Origin of the sequence: Streptomyces sp. SCSIO 30461, assembly GCF_037023745.1 — a bacterium.
Taxonomy (GTDB): domain Bacteria; phylum Actinomycetota; class Actinomycetes; order Streptomycetales; family Streptomycetaceae; genus Streptomyces.
Genome location: NZ_CP146101.1, coordinates 456831 through 475972, shown reverse-complemented (window position 1 = coordinate 475972; position 19142 = coordinate 456831). Strand labels below are relative to the sequence as shown.

General features: G+C 68.2%; 16 protein-coding genes. 8 read left to right on the top strand and 8 right to left on the bottom strand.

Annotation, left to right across the window (positions count from 1 at the left end; translation table 11 throughout):
- Nucleotides 1-98: 98 nt before the first annotated feature.
- Complete coding sequence (locus tag V1460_RS02255) at nt 99-5156, bottom strand: DUF3320 domain-containing protein (protein ID WP_407077382.1); 5058 nt, start codon at nt 5154-5156, stop codon at nt 99-101.
- A gap of 528 nt (nt 5157-5684) precedes the next feature.
- On the opposite strand from V1460_RS02255, the gene V1460_RS02250 reads away from it, so the two are divergent.
- The gene (locus V1460_RS02250; protein WP_338671795.1) at nt 5685-6248 is read left to right on the top strand and encodes an HD domain-containing protein; all 564 of its coding nucleotides are present in this window, start codon (nt 5685-5687) and stop codon (nt 6246-6248) included.
- Here the strand turns inward: V1460_RS02250 and V1460_RS02245 are convergent.
- The gene (locus tag V1460_RS02245; protein ID WP_338671794.1) at nt 6236-6703 is read right to left on the bottom strand and encodes an NUDIX domain-containing protein; all 468 of its coding nucleotides are present in this window, start codon (nt 6701-6703) and stop codon (nt 6236-6238) included. The two genes, V1460_RS02250 and V1460_RS02245, sit on opposite strands and share 13 nt — an antisense overlap.
- Nucleotides 6690-7463, bottom strand: a complete 774-nt coding sequence (locus tag V1460_RS02240; RefSeq protein ID WP_338671792.1) for an XRE family transcriptional regulator — start codon at nt 7461-7463, stop codon at nt 6690-6692. The genes V1460_RS02245 and V1460_RS02240 overlap by 14 nt, the downstream gene beginning before the upstream one ends.
- 95 nt (nt 7464-7558) lie before the next feature.
- Here V1460_RS02240 and V1460_RS02235 point away from each other — a divergent pair, with 95 nt between their 5' ends.
- From V1460_RS02235 to V1460_RS02210, 6 genes are all read left to right on the top strand, one after another.
- Nucleotides 7559-8251 carry a haloacid dehalogenase-like hydrolase gene (locus tag V1460_RS02235; protein WP_338671791.1) on the top strand — a complete coding sequence of 231 codons (693 nt, stop codon included), beginning with the start codon at nt 7559-7561 and terminating at the stop codon, nt 8249-8251.
- A 105-nt stretch (nt 8252-8356) separates the two neighbouring features.
- Complete coding sequence (locus tag V1460_RS02230; RefSeq protein ID WP_338671790.1) at nt 8357-9259, top strand: radical SAM protein; 903 nt, start codon at nt 8357-8359, stop codon at nt 9257-9259.
- Complete coding sequence (locus tag V1460_RS02225) at nt 9252-9893, top strand: hypothetical protein (protein ID WP_338671788.1); 642 nt, start codon at nt 9252-9254, stop codon at nt 9891-9893. The genes V1460_RS02230 and V1460_RS02225 overlap by 8 nt, the downstream gene beginning before the upstream one ends.
- Entirely contained in the window at nt 9811-10473 is a 663-nt protein-coding gene (locus V1460_RS02220) for a class I SAM-dependent methyltransferase (RefSeq protein WP_338671786.1), read from the top strand. The genes V1460_RS02225 and V1460_RS02220 overlap by 83 nt, the downstream gene beginning before the upstream one ends.
- A gap of 11 nt (nt 10474-10484) precedes the next feature.
- Entirely contained in the window at nt 10485-11072 is a 588-nt protein-coding gene (locus V1460_RS02215; protein ID WP_109294905.1) for a class IV adenylate cyclase, read from the top strand.
- Between the two features lie 19 nt (nt 11073-11091).
- Nucleotides 11092-11463, top strand: coding sequence for a hypothetical protein (locus V1460_RS02210; RefSeq protein WP_338671785.1), 372 nt, complete (start codon nt 11092-11094; stop codon nt 11461-11463).
- Between the two features lie 303 nt (nt 11464-11766).
- Here the strand turns inward: V1460_RS02210 and V1460_RS02205 are convergent, their stop codons facing one another.
- From V1460_RS02205 to V1460_RS02185, 5 genes are all read right to left on the bottom strand, one after another.
- Nucleotides 11767-12936 carry an XRE family transcriptional regulator gene (locus V1460_RS02205; RefSeq protein WP_338671783.1) on the bottom strand — a complete coding sequence of 390 codons (1170 nt, stop codon included), beginning with the start codon at nt 12934-12936 and terminating at the stop codon, nt 11767-11769.
- Entirely contained in the window at nt 12923-13729 is an 807-nt protein-coding gene (locus tag V1460_RS02200) for a hypothetical protein (RefSeq protein WP_338671781.1), read from the bottom strand. Before V1460_RS02200 ends, V1460_RS02205 begins: the two co-directional genes overlap by 14 nt.
- A gap of 205 nt (nt 13730-13934) precedes the next feature.
- Nucleotides 13935-15647, bottom strand: coding sequence for a relaxase/mobilization nuclease domain-containing protein (locus V1460_RS02195; protein ID WP_338671780.1), 1713 nt, complete (start codon nt 15645-15647; stop codon nt 13935-13937).
- Nucleotides 15644-16183, bottom strand: a complete 540-nt coding sequence (locus tag V1460_RS02190) for a MobC family plasmid mobilization relaxosome protein (RefSeq protein ID WP_338671779.1) — start codon at nt 16181-16183, stop codon at nt 15644-15646. Before V1460_RS02190 ends, V1460_RS02195 begins: the two co-directional genes overlap by 4 nt.
- A 323-nt stretch (nt 16184-16506) precedes the next feature.
- Nucleotides 16507-17361: a DUF2637 domain-containing protein gene (locus V1460_RS02185; RefSeq protein ID WP_338671777.1), complete on the bottom strand. Its 855-nt coding sequence runs from the start codon at nt 17359-17361 to the stop codon at nt 16507-16509.
- A gap of 305 nt (nt 17362-17666) precedes the next feature.
- Between V1460_RS02185 and V1460_RS02180 the strand changes: the two genes are divergently transcribed.
- Nucleotides 17667-19016, top strand: a complete 1350-nt coding sequence (locus V1460_RS02180; protein ID WP_338671540.1) for an IS110 family transposase — start codon at nt 17667-17669, stop codon at nt 19014-19016.
- Nucleotides 19017-19142: the final 126 nt, after the last annotated feature.

Below are 19142 nucleotides of genomic sequence, written 5' to 3'. Positions count from 1 at the left end.
CGCGGCTTTGCAGTAGTGTGCGTGATGATGTCCTTCTGCTGACACCAGTGCGCCTTGTTCACTTACGATCCGCCGCGATCCGGTCCGCGGCGGTTCCATCACCCGACCGCCGTGATATGACCGTCCGCCTCCCTCAACCTGCCTCGGCGGTGCAGCTCATCGACGTCGGAGTCCAGGAAGCTGCGGATGTCCCGACCCATACGACGCCAGCCAAAGAACTCGCCTGCGTGCCGGACCAGTTCGTCCCGTGACATGCCTGGGCACTCCGCGGCAAGTTCGTACAGCGCCAGCTGCCGCTCGGCCGGGGCGATGTGCGCGGCCTTGCGAGGGGTGTCGCCCTCTCCCGGAACGCGAGCGTCCAAGTCCTCTCGGCCGGCCACGTCCAGGAACTGCCCGTCGACGGTGACCTTCCCCGAACGGACGAGGCCGCGCACTACTTCCCGCACGTTGTCGCGGATCCTGTTGCCCGCCCGGGCAACGCCCCACGCCTCCCTGGCGCGCTGTACCAAGAGTTCCTCGTGAATGGGTCCCTCGATCCCGATGACCCTGGTCAGGACGTTGCGCAGCGCGGGCCGGGCTTCCGGGGTGTGCAGTTCGTACGGTGAGGACACGGTCATCTCGCACGTCTCGTACATGCAGCTCCACGGCCGGTCGGGCTCGGTGTCGACAGGAACGCGCTCATGGTCCGGGGGCGCCAGGGTCGTAGGCGTCGCTCCGTCCCCCGGTCCCGGAGCATCAGGCCAGTCCGAAGCGCCAGAGAACGGAGCGGTCGGCCTCGTGCGCGAGGTCTCCTCCGCCTCATCCTCGGCGGCCACCGTCGGATCTACCGAGGTGGAGTCGGAGTCCGACATCGGTCCCCGCTCGACCGCCAGCTCGACCGCCTCACGCAATCTCAGCTCGGCGGCAGCCCGGCCGCGATACCAGTCGGTGCCCCAGATGCGGTGCAGCCGCCAGCCCAGCCCGGCGAGCACTTCCTCCCGCAGCCGGTCGCGATCCCGAGCCGTCCTGGACGAGTGGTACATCGCACCGTCGCACTCGATACCGAGTGCGTAGGCACCGGGGAACTGCGGATGGCGCACGCCGATGTCGATGCGGTATCCGGCCACGCCAACCTGCGGCTGCACGCGGTAGCCCCAGTCGCGTAGCACCTGCAGGACCGACTCCTCGAAAGGGCTGTCCGGTTCGGCGTCAGCCTGTGTCACGGCCTGCGCGAGGACTGCCGGTCCGTTCTCGGCGTACTCCAGATACCGCTTCAGGTGCTGAACGCTCTCGTTGGCGCTGTCGGTCAGGCCGCTGCCCCGGAACGAGGCGACGACCTCCATGCGGAAGCGTGCCCGGGTCACGGCGACATTCAGGCGCCGCCAGCCGCCGCCCTTGTTGATGGGCCCGAAGTTCGTGCCGAATTTGCCGTGCTCGTCGGGTCCGTACCCGATCGACATGATCATGACGTCGCGCTCGTCGCCCTGGACGGACTCGAGGTTCTTGACGAAGAACCCGTCGAGCCGGTCCTCGGTGAAGCAGTGGTCCAGGTCGGGGCGGAGCAGCCGGGCCTGCTGGACAGCCTGGTCGATGGCCGCCGCCTGCGCCTGAGAGAGGGCGACAACACCCAGAGTGCGGCCAGGGCGGGTGTCGAAGTGATGGATCACCCGCCGGGCGACGAACTCCGCTTCCACGCGGTTGTCGCGTCGGCCGCCACGGTCGTACACACCCTGTGTGTGGAAGAAGTCGACGCCGATGTCGTTGCCGTGGTCCAGCGCTCCGGGGAAGGTCACCATGGAGTTGCCGTAGAAGGACCTGTTGCTGAACGTGATCAGTTCCTCGTGACGGCTGCGGTAGTGCCAGCGCAGGGACAGCTCGCGCAGGGCGCCCGCCTTGCATGCGTGCAGCAGCGACTCGAAGCTGTCCGGAACGTCCTCGTCGTACTGGTCGGAGTCGTCCTCGACGGCCGAGTCGAAGAAGGATGTGGGCGGCAGCTGCTTTTCGTCGCCGGCCACGATCAGAGAGTCTGCCCGGTATACGCAGTTGATCGCGTCGGCCGGGCGAACCTGTGATGCCTCGTCGAAGATCACCACGTCGAAGTGATAATCCGCGGGCAGGAACTGGCTTACCGTCAGAGGGCTCATCATGAAGCACGGCTTGATCAGCCGGACGACTTCGCGGGTCCGGCCGAGTAGTTCCCGCACTGGCATGTGGCGTCGCTTCAGCTCCGCTTGCTTCTTGATCACCAAGGCCGCCCCGCCGCTGAATCGGCGCGGCCGACGCTTGTTGCACGCTTCGATCACGGCACCGCTCGCGGCGGCGACCAGTCGGCGGTCGGCCTCCCGGAAGTCGGCCACCCGGGCGTCCAGGTCCGCGGAGCGGGTGGTGGCGAGACGGGTGTCCGTGGCCAGGAGGTCGTCGGCCCAGCACTTCAGCACGGCCTGCTCCAACACCGCAGGCAACTGTTCGGGCAGGACGCCTCGTTCGACGGCACGGGGGACGAGGTCATCGATACCGTGACGCGCCAGGACGTCGACTCCAGAGCGGTATGCCTGCCATTCCTCCGAGCCACGCGGGTCGGCCCGGAGTTCGTCGACGGCCAGCTGGGCCTGGTCGAAGGTACCGAACAGGGCGAAGGACAACTGAGCCTGGCGGGGCTCCTCGAAGAGATCGTGTAGCGCGGTCGATGACTCCGACCAGCGAGCGGCACGGCGCGCCACCGTGTCGCACCAGCTGGTCAGCGCGCTACGAATGCCACGGGCCAACAACCCCGGCAGCGGGTCGGGCTCGGTGCCGTCGGCCAGGCGGGCAGTGAGCGGGTCCCGGTGAGCCGTCCCGCGGGTGAGTTCCGCGATGCGGTCCGCAGCAGCCAGCGCTGCGTCCATGGCGGGCAGTTCGCTTTCGTCGCGGGGGACGTAGCCGCCCAGCGCCTCCTTGTGACGTGCCACCGACCGAGCGAACTCAGCCGCAGTGTTCTGCCAGGCCAGGGCGTCGTTGAGGCGGTGGGGCAGTGTCTTGTCCCAGGCACCGTCGCGCGTGAGCGCGGCCACCGCCGCGCGATCCTCCCGATACTGGCCAGCCAGACGCGCGAACACACCCCGATGCTGTTCAGTAAACCTCTCGGCCAGGGCGGGCAACTCTTCAGCTTCAAGCACCTGCTCACCAAAGACATCTCCCGCTGCAGCGCGGGCTGCCGCGCGGGCTGCAAGCGCGTCCCGCACCTCCTGAGCCGCTCGATGTGCCTCGCGCAGACCTTCCTCGTCGAACCATCGCGCAGGTGGCCGTTTCACCACGGAGGCCAGATCGGCGAGTTCCAGTAGGCCGAACGCTTCCTGGGAGGTTTCCGGCTTAGGCAGTCCGAACAGCTCGGCCAGCTGGGCGAGGCTTCCGGAGAAGTCGTCCGACAGTCCGCCGCCGACCGTGCCGACCGTGGCTGGGTCCCGGTCTGGCAGGCACGCTTCCAGGGTCCGTACGGTCTGCCGTACGTCGTGCACAGTACGCGGTTCGGGAGTCGTGACCGCAAACGGTCGACGCTCGGCAGCCGCGCGCAGGTCCGCGAGCGCGTCGGTGGCCTCCGCGAGGACTGTGGTGGGGACGGAGCTCCCCTTCAGCTTCAGCCAACGCCAGACGAACGCTTCGCCCTCCGCTGCCGGGCGCCAGGCCCGGCTGACGGTGCCGGCCGCTTCCATGAGCGCCTGCAGCTCCCCGGCGCCAAGCCGCCGGACCGTGGCGGTGCTCCTTGCGCCGAGGGTGAGCTGCGGGGTGTCGGCCTGCTCCAGGAGGACCAGGCGGCCCAGGACGTCGTGGAGGGTACGGCCGAGCGGTTCGCGGGTCTGGTTCATGGCCGCCGCGTAGGCCGACAGTTCCTCCCGCAGCCGGCGTGCCCTGTCCAGTTCGTGCTCAGCCGCTCCGGTGATCCGCACTTCGGTGGTCAGCACCCGCTCGAGCTCCGTCGCCACAGCCTTCTTGCTGGTGTCGCCGCTGTGCAGGGCCATCACGAAGTCGCCGAGGCCGACGCCTCGCAGCCTGTTGCGGACCACGTCGAGCGCTGCGGCCTTCTCACTGACGAAGAGGACGGACCGGCCGGCGTGCATGAGGGCGGCGATCATGTTGGTGATCGTCTGGCTCTTGCCCGTACCGGGCGGGCCGCTCATCACGAAGGGGCCGCCGTCCAACGCGGCCGCGATGCACTGCCGCTGTGAGGAATCCGCGTCCAGCACGAGTGGGGTTCGCTCAGGCAGCTGGATCTCGTCGATGCGGTCCAGCTCGGGCGGCTCGAAGCCGATCAGATCGTCGGGCAGCCCCGCGTCGGGTCCGAGGCCGACGGCCCGGACCAGCGGATGAGCGAGGATGCGCTCCTCGTTCTGCTGGAGGTCCTGGTACATGGCCTCCTTGTGCGAGGCGAAGAGGCCGAGTACCACCCGCTCGTCAACCGACCAGCCGTCCTGCGCACGCGCGACATCCCGGGCGGCGGCGAGAACCGCGCTCGGATCGGCCACGTCGCAGTCGGCGACGGAGCTCCAGTCGACTCCGAGCCGTTCCAGCTTGACCGCGAGCGCAGGGTTGTGGATCCGGTCCTGGTCCTCCGCCAGGTGCAGACGCGTCTGCCGTCGCCCGTCTCGGCGAAGCTCGACAGGTACAAGCAGCAGCGGAGCGGAACTCGTCTCCTCGGCACCCTCCTCCCGCCAGTCCAGCATGCCGACGCCGAGCCAGAGCACCCACAGACCGTAGTCGTTGTACATCTGGCCTGACTTCTGCCGCAGTTGGTAGAGCGACGCGTCCAGCCCCGCCTGCGTGCTCTTCTGTGTCACCAGGCCCGAGGCGGCACCGGGTCGGCCAGCCGCGGAGGGCGAGTCGTAGAACGCCAAGGTGCCCGGAGCCTCCGCCTCCCCCACCTCGCCGGCCGCGTTCCCCTCGGTTTCACCGCCCGAGATGGGGGCGAAGAACCAACCGCGGGCGAGCCCGGACAGCACAGTGAAGGGGTCGGGCGCCGTGATTTCAAGGGTTGCGGTCCGCGTATGCCTGAAGTTCAGCAGCCGGTTGCGCCCGCCGAGGTCGAGCAAGGAGCTGCGCCAGTCGCCCAGAACAGCCTTCAACCGATCGAGCGCAGGGTCACTGCCGCTTGCACTGCCACTGCTGCCCCAGTGCGCGGCTCGGGTCGTTCCTGAACTGGGCATGCAGACGTACCTCCGGCATGAACGCGCAGGAGGCAACGCACCTCGAAACCCCCCGAGTGCGACAATTATTCAGGCAGACAGGCCGACACACCAGTCTCAGCACCCCGCTCAGCGCTCACTCTCGTCGCTGCTCCGGCTGGGCACAGAAATCCCTTTGTCGGCCGAAGGCACGGTGAGCGTCGGCCCCCCGGGCACGGATCGTTCAAGCCGTGCCCTCAGGAGGCGAGCTCGTCATGTGGCTAGGCGTTCGTGCCGGTAAAGAGCAGCACCATGCGGCTGTCGCTTGTCAATGACATGCCCCTTCGGAAGTTCGCTGTCTGAGGTACCTACCGGATGCATGCTCCTGAGCGGTGCCGCGGTGCCGCGGTGCCGCGGTGCGGTTGGTGCTCCAGTCGGCGATGTGGGCGATCAGGTTCCGCGCCAGGGCGGTCGCGTCGAGTCCGTAGCCGGCGGCGCCGAGCCGTTTCGGACGTTCGAGATCCGAGGTGCTTGGAGAGTGACTGTCGGGCCACTGGGCATTACCAGGCCATGGATGAAGCTATGGTCGGCTGGGCGATTCAAGTAGCAGAAGCCGAACTCAGCACTGCGCTTCCACGTCGGTGGGCGCACACACAAGGAGTGGCTGAACGTGCGGCCGAGGTCGGGCCGGCCCTCGGCAAGAACACTGGCCTGCTCGTCGCTTCCGCCACACTGCACGACGTCGGGTACGCACCTCGACTGGCCGTGACCGGGTTCCACCCGCTGGACGGGGCTAGGTTTCTTCGTGACGAGCACGGGGCCGACGAGCGGCTCGTGCGGCTGGTCGCGAACCACTCTTTTGCCCTGTTGGAGGCCAAGGAGCGCGGGCTGCGGGATGAATTGGCGTCAGAGTTCCCGCTGCTGGACGACCCGCTGCTGGTGGACGCCCTCGTGTATTGCGACATGACGACGACACCCGATGGCGACCGGACTACCGCACAAAACCGGGTCACGGAGATCGTCGGCCGCTACGGAGACAACAGCGTGGTCGGGCGGTTCATCCGGCGGGCGGCGCCGGAGATCTTCTCCTCGGTCGAGAGGATCGAGGCCGCCTTAGCGGCTCAGCCAAGGTAGGGGTAGGTGCCGGCGAGGTAGTCGCCGATCTGCTGGCGCATGCTGGGGTGGATGTCGTACCGGTCCAGGGCAGTGGGCTGGACGAAGCGGACGCCGTCGGCCTCGTCGTTGACCGTGGGTGCTCCGCCGACGGGGCGGCCGATGTAGGTGTTCTCGTACTGCTGGCGGATCTCGCCGTCGGTGTAGGCGACGATGTGGTTCGGGTTGGTGTAGACGCCGAGAAAGCCTGTGATCTCCGCGATGATCCCGGTCTCCTCCAAGCACTCGCGGACGGCGCACTCGGCCGCGGTCTCGCCGATGTCCTGGGCCCCGCCGGGGAGCGCCCATTGGCCGGTGTCGCGGCGGCGCTGGAGGAGGATGGCGCCGGTCTCGTCAACGACGAGCAGGTTGCTGGCCGGAATGAGGGTGTTCGCCTTCGGGGCGGTGGGGTCGTTGTAGTACTCAGTCCTGCCCATGGTCGGCGGTCCTCTCCTGGTCGGGTGCCCATGGCCGCGCGGCGGCCCAGACGGCGTCGAAGCTCTGAGCGTAATTGTCGAACCACCCTGTGCCGTCCGTCCTCTTGAGGTGGAGGAGGGGGTTGGCGCTGGCCGGTTGTCCCCAGATGTGGGGGTTGACGAGCAGGTTGTCGTCGTAGCGGAACATGGACGTGTAGAGGGTGGTGTCATGGAGCCGTACGGCGCACCCGGCCTCGCCCAGCAGGGGCCGGTAGTACGTCAGCGAGGCGCGGATCTTGGCGGCGAGGGTGTCGCCGATTCCCTCCTCGCGGCCCCGGATGGCGACTGCCTGCCCGTCCGGGTCGCCGAAGCACAGGCGCACCCGCACTCCATCGGCGGCACGTTCGGAGAGCATCTTGGCGACGTGGGGATTGGACTGGGCGAAGAAGGTACCGGAGAAGACGAGGACGCCGATCTCGTGGCGAGCCTCTCGCAGCAGCGCGAGCCAGACGTCCCGGGGCACGCTGGCCCTGTTCTGGTAGGTGCCGACCAGCTCGGTGCCTAACCCGTCCTGCGGCCGGCCGGGGCGCTTGGACGGCTCGGGCCAGAGGAAGGTCTCTTCCACGCGCAGGTGTCGCGCGACGCGGAAGCGGTGCCGGGCATGGGGAACTCGCCCGCCTAGCCACCGGCTCACCGTTTTGGGATCTACTTCGCAGATTTCGGCCAGCGAGTCGGGCGAGACGCCGCGTTGGCCGAGCACGGTGCGCAGTCGGTCGTTCACAGCAGATATCGAATCGGCGCACCGCGTGATCGCGCAAGGACGTTTTGGGACGCGGTGGCTGAAGCGCAGCCCCGCCGACTGCCTACTCTGGCGGCATGGAGCTCTTCGTCCTGTGGGACATCGACCACACTCTCATCGAGAACGCGGGGGTGAGCAAGGAGATCTACGCCGCTGCCTTCTCAGAGCTCTCGGGACGCGAGCCCACGGAGGCGGCGCGTACTGAGGGGCGTACCGATCGACTGATCATGCGCGACATGTTCGTCCGCGAAGGGCTGCCCGTACCTGCCTGGCACTTCATCGAGACCGCGCTCGCCCAGGCGGGGGAAGCGCGCCTGGAGGAGCTGCGCAGGCGCGGGACTGCCCTGCCCGGTGTCCATGAGGCGCTGAAGGCCGCCTCCGCTCAGAGCGGTTGGGTCTCCTCCGTCCTCACCGGCAACATCGCCGCCAACGCCCGTGTGAAACTGTCGGCGTTCGGCCTCGAATCGCTGCTGGACCTGACAGTGGGCGCCTACGGAGCGGACGCCGAGCTCCGTCCCCATCTGGTCGCTGTCGCCCGCGAGCGCGCGCAGCGACTTCGCGGTGTTTCGGCCGACGTCCCCACCGTCCTTGTGGGGGACACCCCGCGCGACGTCGAAGCAGCTCTGACCACGGGCTCCGGGATCCTCGCCGTCGCCTCTGGCATCCACACGCCGGAGGAACTGACCGCGGCCGGCGCTGCTGACGTCCTGCCCGACCTGTCGGACACGAAGCGCGTCCTCAGCATGGTGGAGTCCTTCGCAGGTCACTGAAAACGTCCCAGGACGTCCTGGGACCGTCCCTGAACGCGGTGACGAGGTCCCCGGGCAGAAGGCCACGATCGGGCTCCCAACAGGCAGTCAGCCGAAGGAGCCGATGTGATCGGGGAAGTCACCGGGATCAGGAAGATCCGAATGCTGTACCTGCAGCTGCTCTACCGCTGCAACTTCACATGCCTGCACTGCTTCCACGGCGAGCGGCTCCAGTACGCGGACGCGTTCACCGCCGAGGAAGCCGCGAGCCTCCTCACTCTGATGCGGGACGAGTACGGCACGGAGGCCGTGACCCTGCTCGGCGGAGAGCCGTTCGTCCACCGGGACCTCGCGCAGGTCGTCCGCCACGCCAAGGAGGAGCTGGGCCAGCGCGTCGAGATCTGCACCAACGGGTACCGGATCGAGCGCCGCCTGACCGAGATCGCTCCGCACCTGGACCTGCTCAGGGTCTCGCTGGAGGGCGTCGGATCGACCAACGACGGCATCCGCAGGCAGGGCAGTTACCAAAGCGCCCTCGACTCGCTCACTCTGGCGCGGGACCTCGGCGTTTCGACGGGCGCGACCATGACCGTCACCTCGCGGAACATCGACGAGGTCATCCCTCTCGCAAGAGTCTTGGCGCAGCTAGGGGTCCGGCAACTCAAGCTCCACCACCTGCGGCCGGTCGGCAACGCCGCCGACCACCCTGAACTGCTGGTCACCGCCCCCTCCGCCTACGGCCGGCTACGCGAAGAGCTCGCGTCGGCCGACCTGCCCTTGGAGGTGATCGTCGACGAGGACCTCTCCGAGCACGGCGCCCCGCAGGTGTGCGCACCGTCCGACGGTCCTCGCGAGATCGACCGCATCGAGGCCGACCCGCGCGGTGCGCTGACCATGTCCTGCAAGGCCGTGGGCAAGGACTCGCACGCCTTCTGGTACGAGAAGGCGGCAGGACGCATCGTCCACAAGCCCTCGTCCGCCGACGAGCTCACTCTCGCGGTGCCGGACGTGGTGTACGGCCGTGCCTGATCACCCGCGTTTCGAGAGCCTGGAGGGATTACGCGGCACCGGTAAGTCCACCCTGGCGCCGATGCTCGCCGCCGCCCGACAAGCCGTCCTTGTCGCCACAGTCCCGTCCCTCTACCAGCCGCTCAGACATGCGGTGGACGGGCGGACGAGCGTCGAGGCGCGGATGTGCCTCTACCTTTCCGCTCTGTTCACCGCGGCCGAGGAGATCCAGCACCATCTCGACGCCGGCGTCCCGGTCGTCGTCGAGAGCTACTTCGCCCGGTGCCTCGCTACCCACCGGGCCCTGGGCTCCCGGCTCGGTATCACCCTACCGAGCTGGCTGCCGACACCCGTCACGTACCACCTCGTCTGCGACGACGACGAACGACAGCGTCGGCTCGCTGGACGGAACAAGCCGGCATCGCGATGGGACGCACTGATCGAGACCGTTACGGACCGGGTGACGGACGCCTACGCCTCGTTCCCGATGCATCGCGTCGACACCACGGGGCGCAGCCCCGCCGAGGTCCTCCGCGTGATCACGGACCCCGATACGTTAGGAGCGCACTCCCATGCAGACACAGAGCCTGTGGGAGCACACCCTCACCTTCTTCCCGCAGTTCCTCGCCACGTTGCGGGAACGTGTCGCCCCTGACTCCACCGTCGCGGTTGTCGGCGCGAGCGACGGCAAGTTCGTCTTGCCCCTCGCCGCCGCCGGCTACCACGTCGTCGCCGTCGAACGCGACGCGGTCGCCCTCCACGGGGGCGACGTCCACCTCCCGGGTGACAGCCAGGCACACGCGTTGGGCCTGATCGATCGACTGAAGCTCGAAGAACTCCACGAACGCGTACAGGTCGTTGAGGACGACTTCCTCGACGGCGAACCCCTGGGCCTGCAGTGCGAGGCGGTCTGGACGAGCTGCTCGTGGCACTACAGTGCCAACCACCACCGCCCGCTCGCCGAGTTCGTCGACCGCATGCAGCGCCTGGTCCGCCCGGGCGGTGTGTTCGGCGCGGAGTTCATGATGCCCGTCGAGAGACGCCACCACATGATCGAGCACTACACCTCTCCTGAGCGCCTTCGCCACCACTTCCTCGGCGACTGGGAGGTCCTGCTCACCCTGCGCACGACCGAGTTCACCGAGCGGCCCCACGTCGGCCAGCTGCACGACCACACCCACCGCATGGGCCTGCTCATTGCGGCCCGGACGTCCACCCTCACCGACCACTTCTGAGAGAAGGACCCATGAAGCACGAGTACGAGGCGAAGTTCCTGGCCGTCGACGCCGCCGGCCTCCAGGCCAAGCTGACTGCCCTCGGCGCCGTTCAGGCGTTCCCCCGCACGCTCCTCACCCGCAAGATCTTCGAGAACGACTCCCTGGATGGCGGGGCCTGGATTCGGCTGCGTGACGAGGGCACCCGTTCGACGCTCACGCTCAAGCAGGTCACCGACGCCACGACGATCGACGGCACCAAGGAGATCGAGACCGAGGTCACCGACCTGCACGCCATGGCCGACATCCTGCGCCGGGTCGGCCTCACCGAGGTGCGCTACCAGGAGAACTACCGGGAGGAGTGGCGCCTGGGCGAGGTCGCCTTCGACTTCGACACCTGGCCCGACCTCCCCACCTTCCTGGAGATCGAGGGACCCGACGAGGCGTCGGTGCGGCAAGCCGCCGCGCTGCTTGACCTCGACTACTCCGAAGCCCGCTTCGGCAGCGTCGATGAGATCTACAAGAGCGAGGCTGGCCGCGACATCCTCGCCGAACCCACCCTCCTGTTCTCCGACGCCGAGAAGCAGGAGGACGCTGCTACGACGGCCCAGACCCGTTAATCGCGGAGGCGGACGAGCAATGCTGACGGAAGTCGCCTTACAGCACAGGGTGATCCCCGGGATCGCCGAGTTCGCCCGCGGAGGACTGCCCACACCGGCGGCCACCGACGACGGCAACGAATGGGTCGACGGATTCTGCTGGCTCTACTGCGGGCAGCGATGGACGCGCGTCCTGTGGATCGGCCCCGCCAGAGTCGCCGGCGCCCAGGCACCCATGTACGCATGCGGCCCCTGCATCCGCGAGCTTCAGGAACGGGTCTGGCAGTCCATCCTCAGCAAGGACGAACCGGCTCTGCCTCATCGGTCGAGCGAGACCGCCGAAATGGAACCATCCCCCGCCCGGCGTACCGGCAGGCACCGAGGACAGAGCAGGTTCCTACGCCGAAGTTAAGCCCCCGCCCTGGCCACGGAAGTGCCTGCCGTCCCCCGCGGCATGAGCCCTGCGGCCAGGGCGGGCTTCACTCTGTACGAGTAGTCGGCAGGCGCTATCAATGTCGACGCCAGGGACGGTGCCCCCATTCCTCCCGTCGATACGGGCCTTGCCACCCGTCCTGGCCGTCCAGGAGCAGGCGTGACGCAGGAGAAAGATTTCCTGCTGGCGAGGTCGAGACGGGTAAGGCGCGCGAAGACGCCGCCGTGCGGGACTCCCACTGACATGGATATGCAGGGCCTCAACCCGCGGTGCATGGCTCAGCTACTGGACCAGGCGCAGCACGGGGCGCTGCTCCTGGACTCCGAGGAGTTCTCGCACACGCTTGGTAGTCCAGGCAAGTTCATGCGCCAATCGGGCAACGGACAGATCCGCTTCCTGGGAAGCCAGCTCGAACGCTTGCCGTAGAAGCGAGGGCTGTTCACCGGAGAAGTTGGACACGGACTCCGCCGCGAATCCGGGCTGGCCTTCCAGTGCGCGGAGGCGCTGGTACGTCCGACTGGTGGTGGCGTCTGAAGTCAGTCCCAGTTCGCGGCAGCGGTAGACGAGGGAGTGGATGGAAACCCCCCAGATCTGCCTGAGTTCTGCGAGCCGTGCAAAGTCCATTCGCTTGGGCAGCAAGGGCAAGATGCTGGCCCGGGGGGTCAGGAACTCCGCAGCGAAGGCATCAGCTTCCTTCTCCTGCCGACTGTCGCCGGTGGCGTCGCCGTGAAGAACGAGGTGACCGAGTTCGTGGGCTGCTGTGAACCGATGCCGGTAGACGTCATCCGCGCGGTTAGCGGTGAGGATAACGAGCGGCCGGGCAGCGCGGGTCGAGAATGCGTCCACGGTGGCGGCTGAGGGATCGCTCGCGGGGGGCATCACTACGACGATGCCGTGAGCTTCCATACGCCTCACCAGATGGGTCACGGGTCCGTCTCCCAACCCCCAGCGCCGCCGAAGCTCACGCGCGGCGGCGGCTGGGTCAGTGGGCAGCTCCGCCCCTGGGTGAACTTCTCCGCCGGCGAAGCCCGGCAGGTCCACGAGTGGCAGCTGGATCCGCTGCTCAAGGGCGTACGTGAGTTCCCAGACCTGCTCGGCGAAGGCCAGTGCCCGCTCCCGCTGAGACTTTGGCGTACTGCGCAAGCTCCGGAAGTGGGCCATCGAGGCGTCGAGCCGGTTGACCGGACGTCCGAGTAGGAAGAAGGTCGCGGGTACTCCGAGGGTCTCGGCGAGCCGGGGGATCAGGTCAGGGCGCGGCCGCGAAACCCCCGTCTCGTACTGGCCCACGGCGGCCGGAGTCACTCCGAGGCTCGCTGCCACGTCCTTCTTCGTCATCTCCGCCAGTCGCCGCGCTTGCGTCAACCGAGCGGGGTCGAAGCCGTCGGAGATGGCACGGGGCGTCGTTCCCCGCTCTTCCAGGCCCGGAATAAAGTCTTGCTTAGTGGGTCGCATCGTCTTCGCTGGTCTGGTCCTCGACTGGTTGTGCTTCGGTCTGCGGCGGGACGTCTCGCGCTCGGTCCGAGGTCGCACGCGAGGACAGCGTAAGCGTGGGCTCGCTTCCTTCGGCGAAGCTGGTGTGCTTCCGTTCTGATGCCGCAGTCTGCTCGGGGACGCTGGCCAACCGCGTGCCGTATGAGGTGACGGTTTGGGGCAAGGCAAGGGGCTCGGGAACGGTCGCCCACTCCAGACGACGGCTCTCCCCGAGTGCTGCGATGCCCCAGTGCGCCTCCAGGAGTTCGGAGGCGTTACAGGCGAAGGGCACCAGAATCAGACGGGTACCTTGAGGGAGGGCCGCCAGGCCACCTCGCGGTTCCACGGCGAGGGCGGTTCCTCCGAAGCCGAAGTCGAACGTGTCCTGCACGTGCTTCGGCTCAGGGGCGAAGGTGAAGAGTTCCTTCACCAGCTGGGACTCGCTGGGGATGCGCGCCTTGCGCACGTCCGCCTTGGTCTTCGAGTAGAGGAACGGATAGATCAGGCCGCGGCCGACGAGCATGAGCTCGAACGGGAACCCGAACGGCTTCACGGGAGTGGCTCCCGGGAGCTCCTTCAGCTCGTCTTGGACACGCTCGAACTGGTTCTGCCAGCGAGACGTCCCGTACGTGTGGTTGGTACGGGAGTTGGTCTGCTCATGCGCTGCCTGAGCGTTGGCCTGCATGTTCCGAAGCGCCTGTCCAAGGAACATGCGGACTGCCGGCGCCTGCTCGCCGAACACATCGGTCGCCCAAGGCGAAAGAGACACACTCATGCGGGCGACTCCTGGTGTCGGACTTCGCATCGGAGCATTCCATTACGCCGAGCACTTTAGTTGATGTCGAAGTTTTTGCACAACCGCTACTGCGTGTCCTGCGATTCGCACACAGACCCTCGTGGTCCTGGAACGGAGCAGACTCGGAGGTGGCCATGGCCGGACGTTCGAGATCCGGTCCCGAACGGTCCGGCCATGGGCAAGGTCAGCGCCGACGTGGGCCTTGTTGGCCAGTCGGCGTGGCTGGTGACGGGCTGTGCGAGGGATGCCTCGGCTGAGCGAACGGCGGCGTACCCGTGGTGGAGCGTCGGCGGGCGGCTTCGGCGCGGCGGTTGGGTGCGGGGTTGCGGCTGGTGTGCTGGATGCGGGTGATCAGGACGCGGGCGGGTTGGCGGGCGGTGGTCAGTTCGCGTTGGGCGGCGGCTTCCTTGAGGAGTTGGTGGGGTTTGTGGCCGCGGGCTTCGGCGTCGGCGAGGACGGTGGCGAGGGCCGGCCAGCTGGAGTCGGCGAGGATGCGGGTGGCGTGGTCGGGGACGGCGGCGCGTACGTCGTTGGCGAGGACGAGGCGGGTCTGCGCCCTGGGCTGGCGGTGTTCGAGTTCGGTGAGCGCGGGGGCGAGGGCGTCGTCGGCGGCGGCCTGGAGGTGTTGGACGGCTTGCCGGGCGGCGTCGGTTTGGTGGGCGTGGTTTTTCGCTTCGTGCCAGCGGGTGGCGATGATCGCGGCCCATACGAGGGCTGCGAGCAGGGCGGCGAGGGTACCGCCGTCGGGACCGGTTGCGGTGTGGGCGATGTCGCGGGCGGCCTTGCGCAGGGTCTGGGCGGCTCGGTCTTCGGCCCGGATCTGGGAGCGCTGGGCGCGCGCGAACGCCGTCGCAGCTCCTTGGAGTTCGGCGCGCAGGTTGTCTGGGGCTTTCTGGGCTGTGGCTTCGAGTAGTTCGCCAAGGGCGGTGATGTGCGCTTGGGCATGAGTGTCGTTGCCGAGGCCGGTGTGGAGCGTGTCGAGGGCGTCAGTGGCCTGGTCCCAGGGGGTAGCCGACCGGTTGCGGCGGGCCGTGGGGTGTTCCTCAGGGACGCTGTTTTCGAGGCGGGCTTTCAGTTTGGGCAGGGACAGGTCGGGGGCGATCTTCCCGCCGGGGTGGTAGATCTGCTCGCCGTCGTTGTTCAGGTCGCCAGGGCGGCCGACTGCGTAGCCGAGGAGATCCCCGGATGGCCCCCGGCGTGGCTTGACCAGGATGTCGCCTGCTTCGAGGTATGCGATGAGTTCCTCGGCGCTGGTGGCGTGCGGAATGGCAGCGCGGATGCGGTCCTGGAGCCACTCGCGGCTGGTCTGCTCCCAGCCGAGGCGATCGGCCTTGTGCATCTCGGCCTGGGTGGGTCGGCGGGTGCCGGTACGGTCGCCCTTCTTCAGCTGTCGAAGACCGTATTCCTTCTCGATCTCGCGGCAGGCGTCGCCGACGCGGACGCCGCTGTCGTGGAGCTTGGGGCGGCGTCCGTCCTCACGAACAGTGGTGGCGAGGATGTGGATGTGGTCGTCGGCATGGCGTACGGCGATCCAGCGGCACGCCAGGTCGTCGCCGTCGGGGGCAATGCCGGCGGCCTGGACGATGCGTTGGGCGATCTCGCCCCACTCGGCGTCGGAGAGCTGGCGGTCCTCTGGTGCGGCGCGGACGGGGCAGTGCCAGACGTGGTTGGTGACCTTCTTGCCGAACTCGCTGTTCCGCAGCCGGACCGGCTCGTCGAGGTGTCGGGCGAGGTCGGTAAGAGTGGCGTTCTCGTCGCGGCCGGGGTCGGGCATGCCGAGCATGGCGAAACCGGCAACAATGTGCGGGTCGAGGTGCTCGTCGTGCCGGCCCGGGCCGTAGAGGTAGGCGAGCAGGCCGCGAGTGTTGGATCCATTCGGCTTGATAGCGGCGATCATGCGGACATGTCCTTCGTGGTGTCGGCAGGTTCGCGCAGGGCCTCGGCGATCAGTTCCAGCAGGTGGTGGAGCTCGGCGAGATTCCGGCGGATGTCCGGTGGGGTGAGGTCGCTGTTGAGAGCGCGGGCGATCTGGTTGATGTTGACGCCGATGCGGTTGAGCTGGCGCAGTACTTGTGAGCGGAACTCGTGGAGGCGGCGGCGATCCTCGGACAGCGGGAGATTCGCAGTGAACCGCCCGTTCATGAAGGCCAGGACGACGTCCGCGGCGAAGCCGGATTCGCCCTTGTATCCGTGTTCGGCGGCGGCCTTCTGGAGGCGGGCGCGCTCGTCGCCGAGGAACCGCAGAGGACCGACGCGTTCCATGCGCTTGTCGCCGGTGAAACGGCGGATCGTGGGTTGAGCACGCGGGACGTCGTCTGAGGGAGCGGGATGCAGGACGGCTTGCTGCATGGCGTGGAGTTCGTCCGGCTCGGGACTGTCCTCGGCCCCGAGCTCCTGGTCCGGCGCCCCCTGGCGCTGGGCCGTCTCCGCCACCCCCGGGGCGGAGATCCCCGAAGACCGGCCGTGAGTCGGACTCGGGGTACTACTGGCTCCGCCAGGGGCAGTCCGTCCGAACGCCCGCCGCAGACGCCCCAGCAGCGTAGGGGACTGCGGCGAGACAGGTGGCTCAGCGGGGGTGTCGTCAGGCAGGTGCTGGCTTTGCTGCAAGGAAGATGCTCCAGGTACGACTCTGCGAACAGGGCTACGGCGTCTACGCGGTGCGGCCATCACGTTGTCCACAGGTGTGCAAATCTGCTGGGCGGTTGGCGGGTGCGCGGGTGACCGGAAGGGTTCCGGTCACCCGAACGGGTCCGGCGTCAGCGCTTGGAGACCTCGACGCCTGCGGCTTCGAGTTCCGGCCGAAGCAGCTCCATGACCTCGGTCTGCCGCTCACTGCCGATCGTCAGGTCTCGGTCCTTGACGGCCGCTCGGAGAAGGCCACGCGTGAGTTTGCCGTGCTGGTGACCGGTGGCCCGGCCGATGTCCGCCAGCTCCGCGATGGTCGCCTTGGGCGGACGGCCACCGGTCGGTTTGGCTTCTGGCACCTGGGACGTAGGTTCCGTCCGCTCGTCACCGAAGGCTTGCGGACCGTCAGCAGCGGCGTCCGGCTGACGGCTGACGCTGAAGTCATCGACCGGCTGTTTCCGCGCGTGTACGGAATCGGTGTCCGAGGGGTCGGCGGCTGGTGCGACGAGCTGGTGAATCTGTCGCATCAGGACGCCGAAGGCGACCATCGCGGCGGCTGGAGGAACGGCCGCGACCACGTAGTCGAGGAGCGGGACGCTGCGCGCGTTGTCCGTGCCGCTGACCCCGGCGACGTTCAACGCGATGGAGCCGACCGATCCGGCAGCGGTCACGGCGATCGCCCAGAGGTCGGTTGTGCGGCGCAGCGCTGCGCGCAGCATGAGTAGTTCGCCCGCGACGATGAACGCGTCCAGGGTGGCGGGCCAAGCCCACCGGCGGATCGGGGATGCGCCGAGCCCATGCTGGCCGGCGACGTCGGCGAGGTGCGCGTAGGAAAGCCAGAACGCTCCAGCTGTCAGGGCGACGATGACGATGCCGGCCGCGCCAAGCGCGAGCTGCTCGGCGTCAGCACGCTTCTTCGGCTGCCCTTCGCTACGGGCGTCGTCTCGTGGCTGCGGTGCTTGCGCGGCGAGGTGCGGGGCGGTCAAGCGGGAAGCTCCTGGGGGTAGTGGTGTGGGGCGTCTTTGCCGTCTCGGCCGTTGCACGTGCAGGTCAGCCCTTCTGGTCCCTGTCGGGGAACGCCTTGCCGGCGTGAAAACATGATCGCGGCGCCCGCTCGCCGACTCCGGTTGCTCGTTGGGACACCAAGCCCGTAGGTCAGTCTGGTGCAGGGGCCGCTGCGGGGCCTTGCCTTGTTGCCGTAGAGCACGCCGGTCAGATTTCGTCTTCCCCGTGGCCCCTTGGGGCGGGCGCCGCCTGTACGAACGGAACGAGGGGGAAGGGGCACGCGCCCGTGGCGGAGACGGATGCCGAGGAGAGCGAGCAGGGACCGGAGCTGGTGGAGCGGGTCGCGGCGATCGATATCGCCAAGGCATCCGGGATGGTGTGCACCCGGGTGCCGCACGAGGACAAGCCCGGCCGGAGAGTACAGCGTGTGTGGCACGTGGCCGCGACCAGCGGCGCCATCCTGGATCTCGCGGACCACCTGATATGCCAGGGCGTCACCCGGGTGGTCATGGAAGCGACCTCGACGTACTGGAAGCCGTTCTTCTTTCTCCTGGAGGCGCGGGGGCTTGAATGCTGGCTGGTCAACGCGCGTGACGTGAAGAACGTGCCTGGCCGCCCGAAGACCGACAGGCTCGATGCGGTGTGGCTGGCCAAGCTCGCCGAACGCGGCATGCTCAGAGCCTCGTTCGTGCCGCCAAAGCCGGTGCGGGAGCTGCGGGACCTGACCCGTTCCCGCGCGGTCCTCACCCACGAGCGCACCCGGCACAAGCAGCGCGCGGAGAAGCTCCTGGAGGACGCGCAGATCAAGCTGTCCTCGGTGATCTCCGACATCTTCGGCGTCTCCGGCCGCGCGATGCTCGAGGCGCTGATCGCGGGCGAACGCAGCCCCAGGGCCCTGGCCGACCTGGCACACGGCACCATCAAAGCCAGCCCCCAGGCCCTTCAAGAGGCACTGGCGGGCGGGTTCGAGGAACACCACGCGTTCATGCTGCGGATGCTGCTGGACACCGTCGACTACCTCACCATGCAGATCGACAAGCTCACCGCCCGCATCACCACCCGTCTCACCGAGCTGTCCACGACCCACGACGACAGGGACGGTGACAGGGACGACGACCGGCCCGGTCAGGGCATGCTGATGCCGCTGACCGACGTCGAGCGCCTGGACGAGATCCCCGGGGTGGGACCGGCCACCGCCCAGGTCATCCTCGCCGAGATCGGCACCGACATGAGCGTGTTCCCCACCGCCGACCACCTGGCCTCCTGGGCCCGCCTATCCCCACGCACCTTCCAGTCCGGCCCGAAGAACACCTCCGGACCCGCCGGCAAAGGCAACCCCTGGCTGCGCGGAGCACTCGGCGAAGCCGCCATCTCCGCCGCCCGCACCGACACCTTCCTCGGCGCCCGCTACCGCCGCATCGTCAAACGCCGAGGCCACCTCAAAGCACTGGTCGCCGTCGCCCGCTCCATCCTGGTCACGGTCTGGCACCTCCTGAACGACCCCACCGCCCGCTACCGCGACCTCGGCCCCGACTGGCACACCAAGAACCTCGATCCCGCCCGCAAGACCCGCGACCTCGTCCGCCAGCTCACCGCCCTCGGCCACGACGTCACCCTCACCCCGGCAGGCGCCTGACACACCACCGCACCGCCCCTCAACCCCGTCGGCACAGCCCCAGGGGCCACATCGCCATGCCCGTCGAACCCCCGAGTTTTCCGGTCAGCGCGGGACGGCAGCGATCCGAACGTGCCGTCTCGGCGG

What these genes read in the sequence shown, in the direction of transcription:
- V1460_RS02255 (WP_407077382.1), bottom strand. Translation starts at nt 5,156, where the DNA reads ATGCCCAGTTCAGGAACGACCCGAGCCGCGCACTGGGGCAGCAGTGGC.
- V1460_RS02250 (WP_338671795.1), top strand. Translation starts at nt 5,685, where the DNA reads ATGGATGAAGCTATGGTCGGCTGGGCGATTCAAGTAGCAGAAGCCGAA.
- V1460_RS02245 (WP_338671794.1), bottom strand. Translation starts at nt 6,703, where the DNA reads ATGGGCAGGACTGAGTACTACAACGACCCCACCGCCCCGAAGGCGAAC.
- V1460_RS02235 (WP_338671791.1), top strand. Translation starts at nt 7,559, where the DNA reads ATGGAGCTCTTCGTCCTGTGGGACATCGACCACACTCTCATCGAGAAC.
- V1460_RS02220 (WP_338671786.1), top strand. Translation starts at nt 9,811, where the DNA reads ATGCAGACACAGAGCCTGTGGGAGCACACCCTCACCTTCTTCCCGCAG.
- V1460_RS02215 (WP_109294905.1), top strand. Translation starts at nt 10,485, where the DNA reads ATGAAGCACGAGTACGAGGCGAAGTTCCTGGCCGTCGACGCCGCCGGC.
- V1460_RS02210 (WP_338671785.1), top strand. Translation starts at nt 11,092, where the DNA reads ATGCTGACGGAAGTCGCCTTACAGCACAGGGTGATCCCCGGGATCGCC.
- V1460_RS02205 (WP_338671783.1), bottom strand. Translation starts at nt 12,936, where the DNA reads ATGCGACCCACTAAGCAAGACTTTATTCCGGGCCTGGAAGAGCGGGGA.
- V1460_RS02200 (WP_338671781.1), bottom strand. Translation starts at nt 13,729, where the DNA reads ATGAGTGTGTCTCTTTCGCCTTGGGCGACCGATGTGTTCGGCGAGCAG.
- V1460_RS02195 (WP_338671780.1), bottom strand. Translation starts at nt 15,647, where the DNA reads ATGATCGCCGCTATCAAGCCGAATGGATCCAACACTCGCGGCCTGCTC.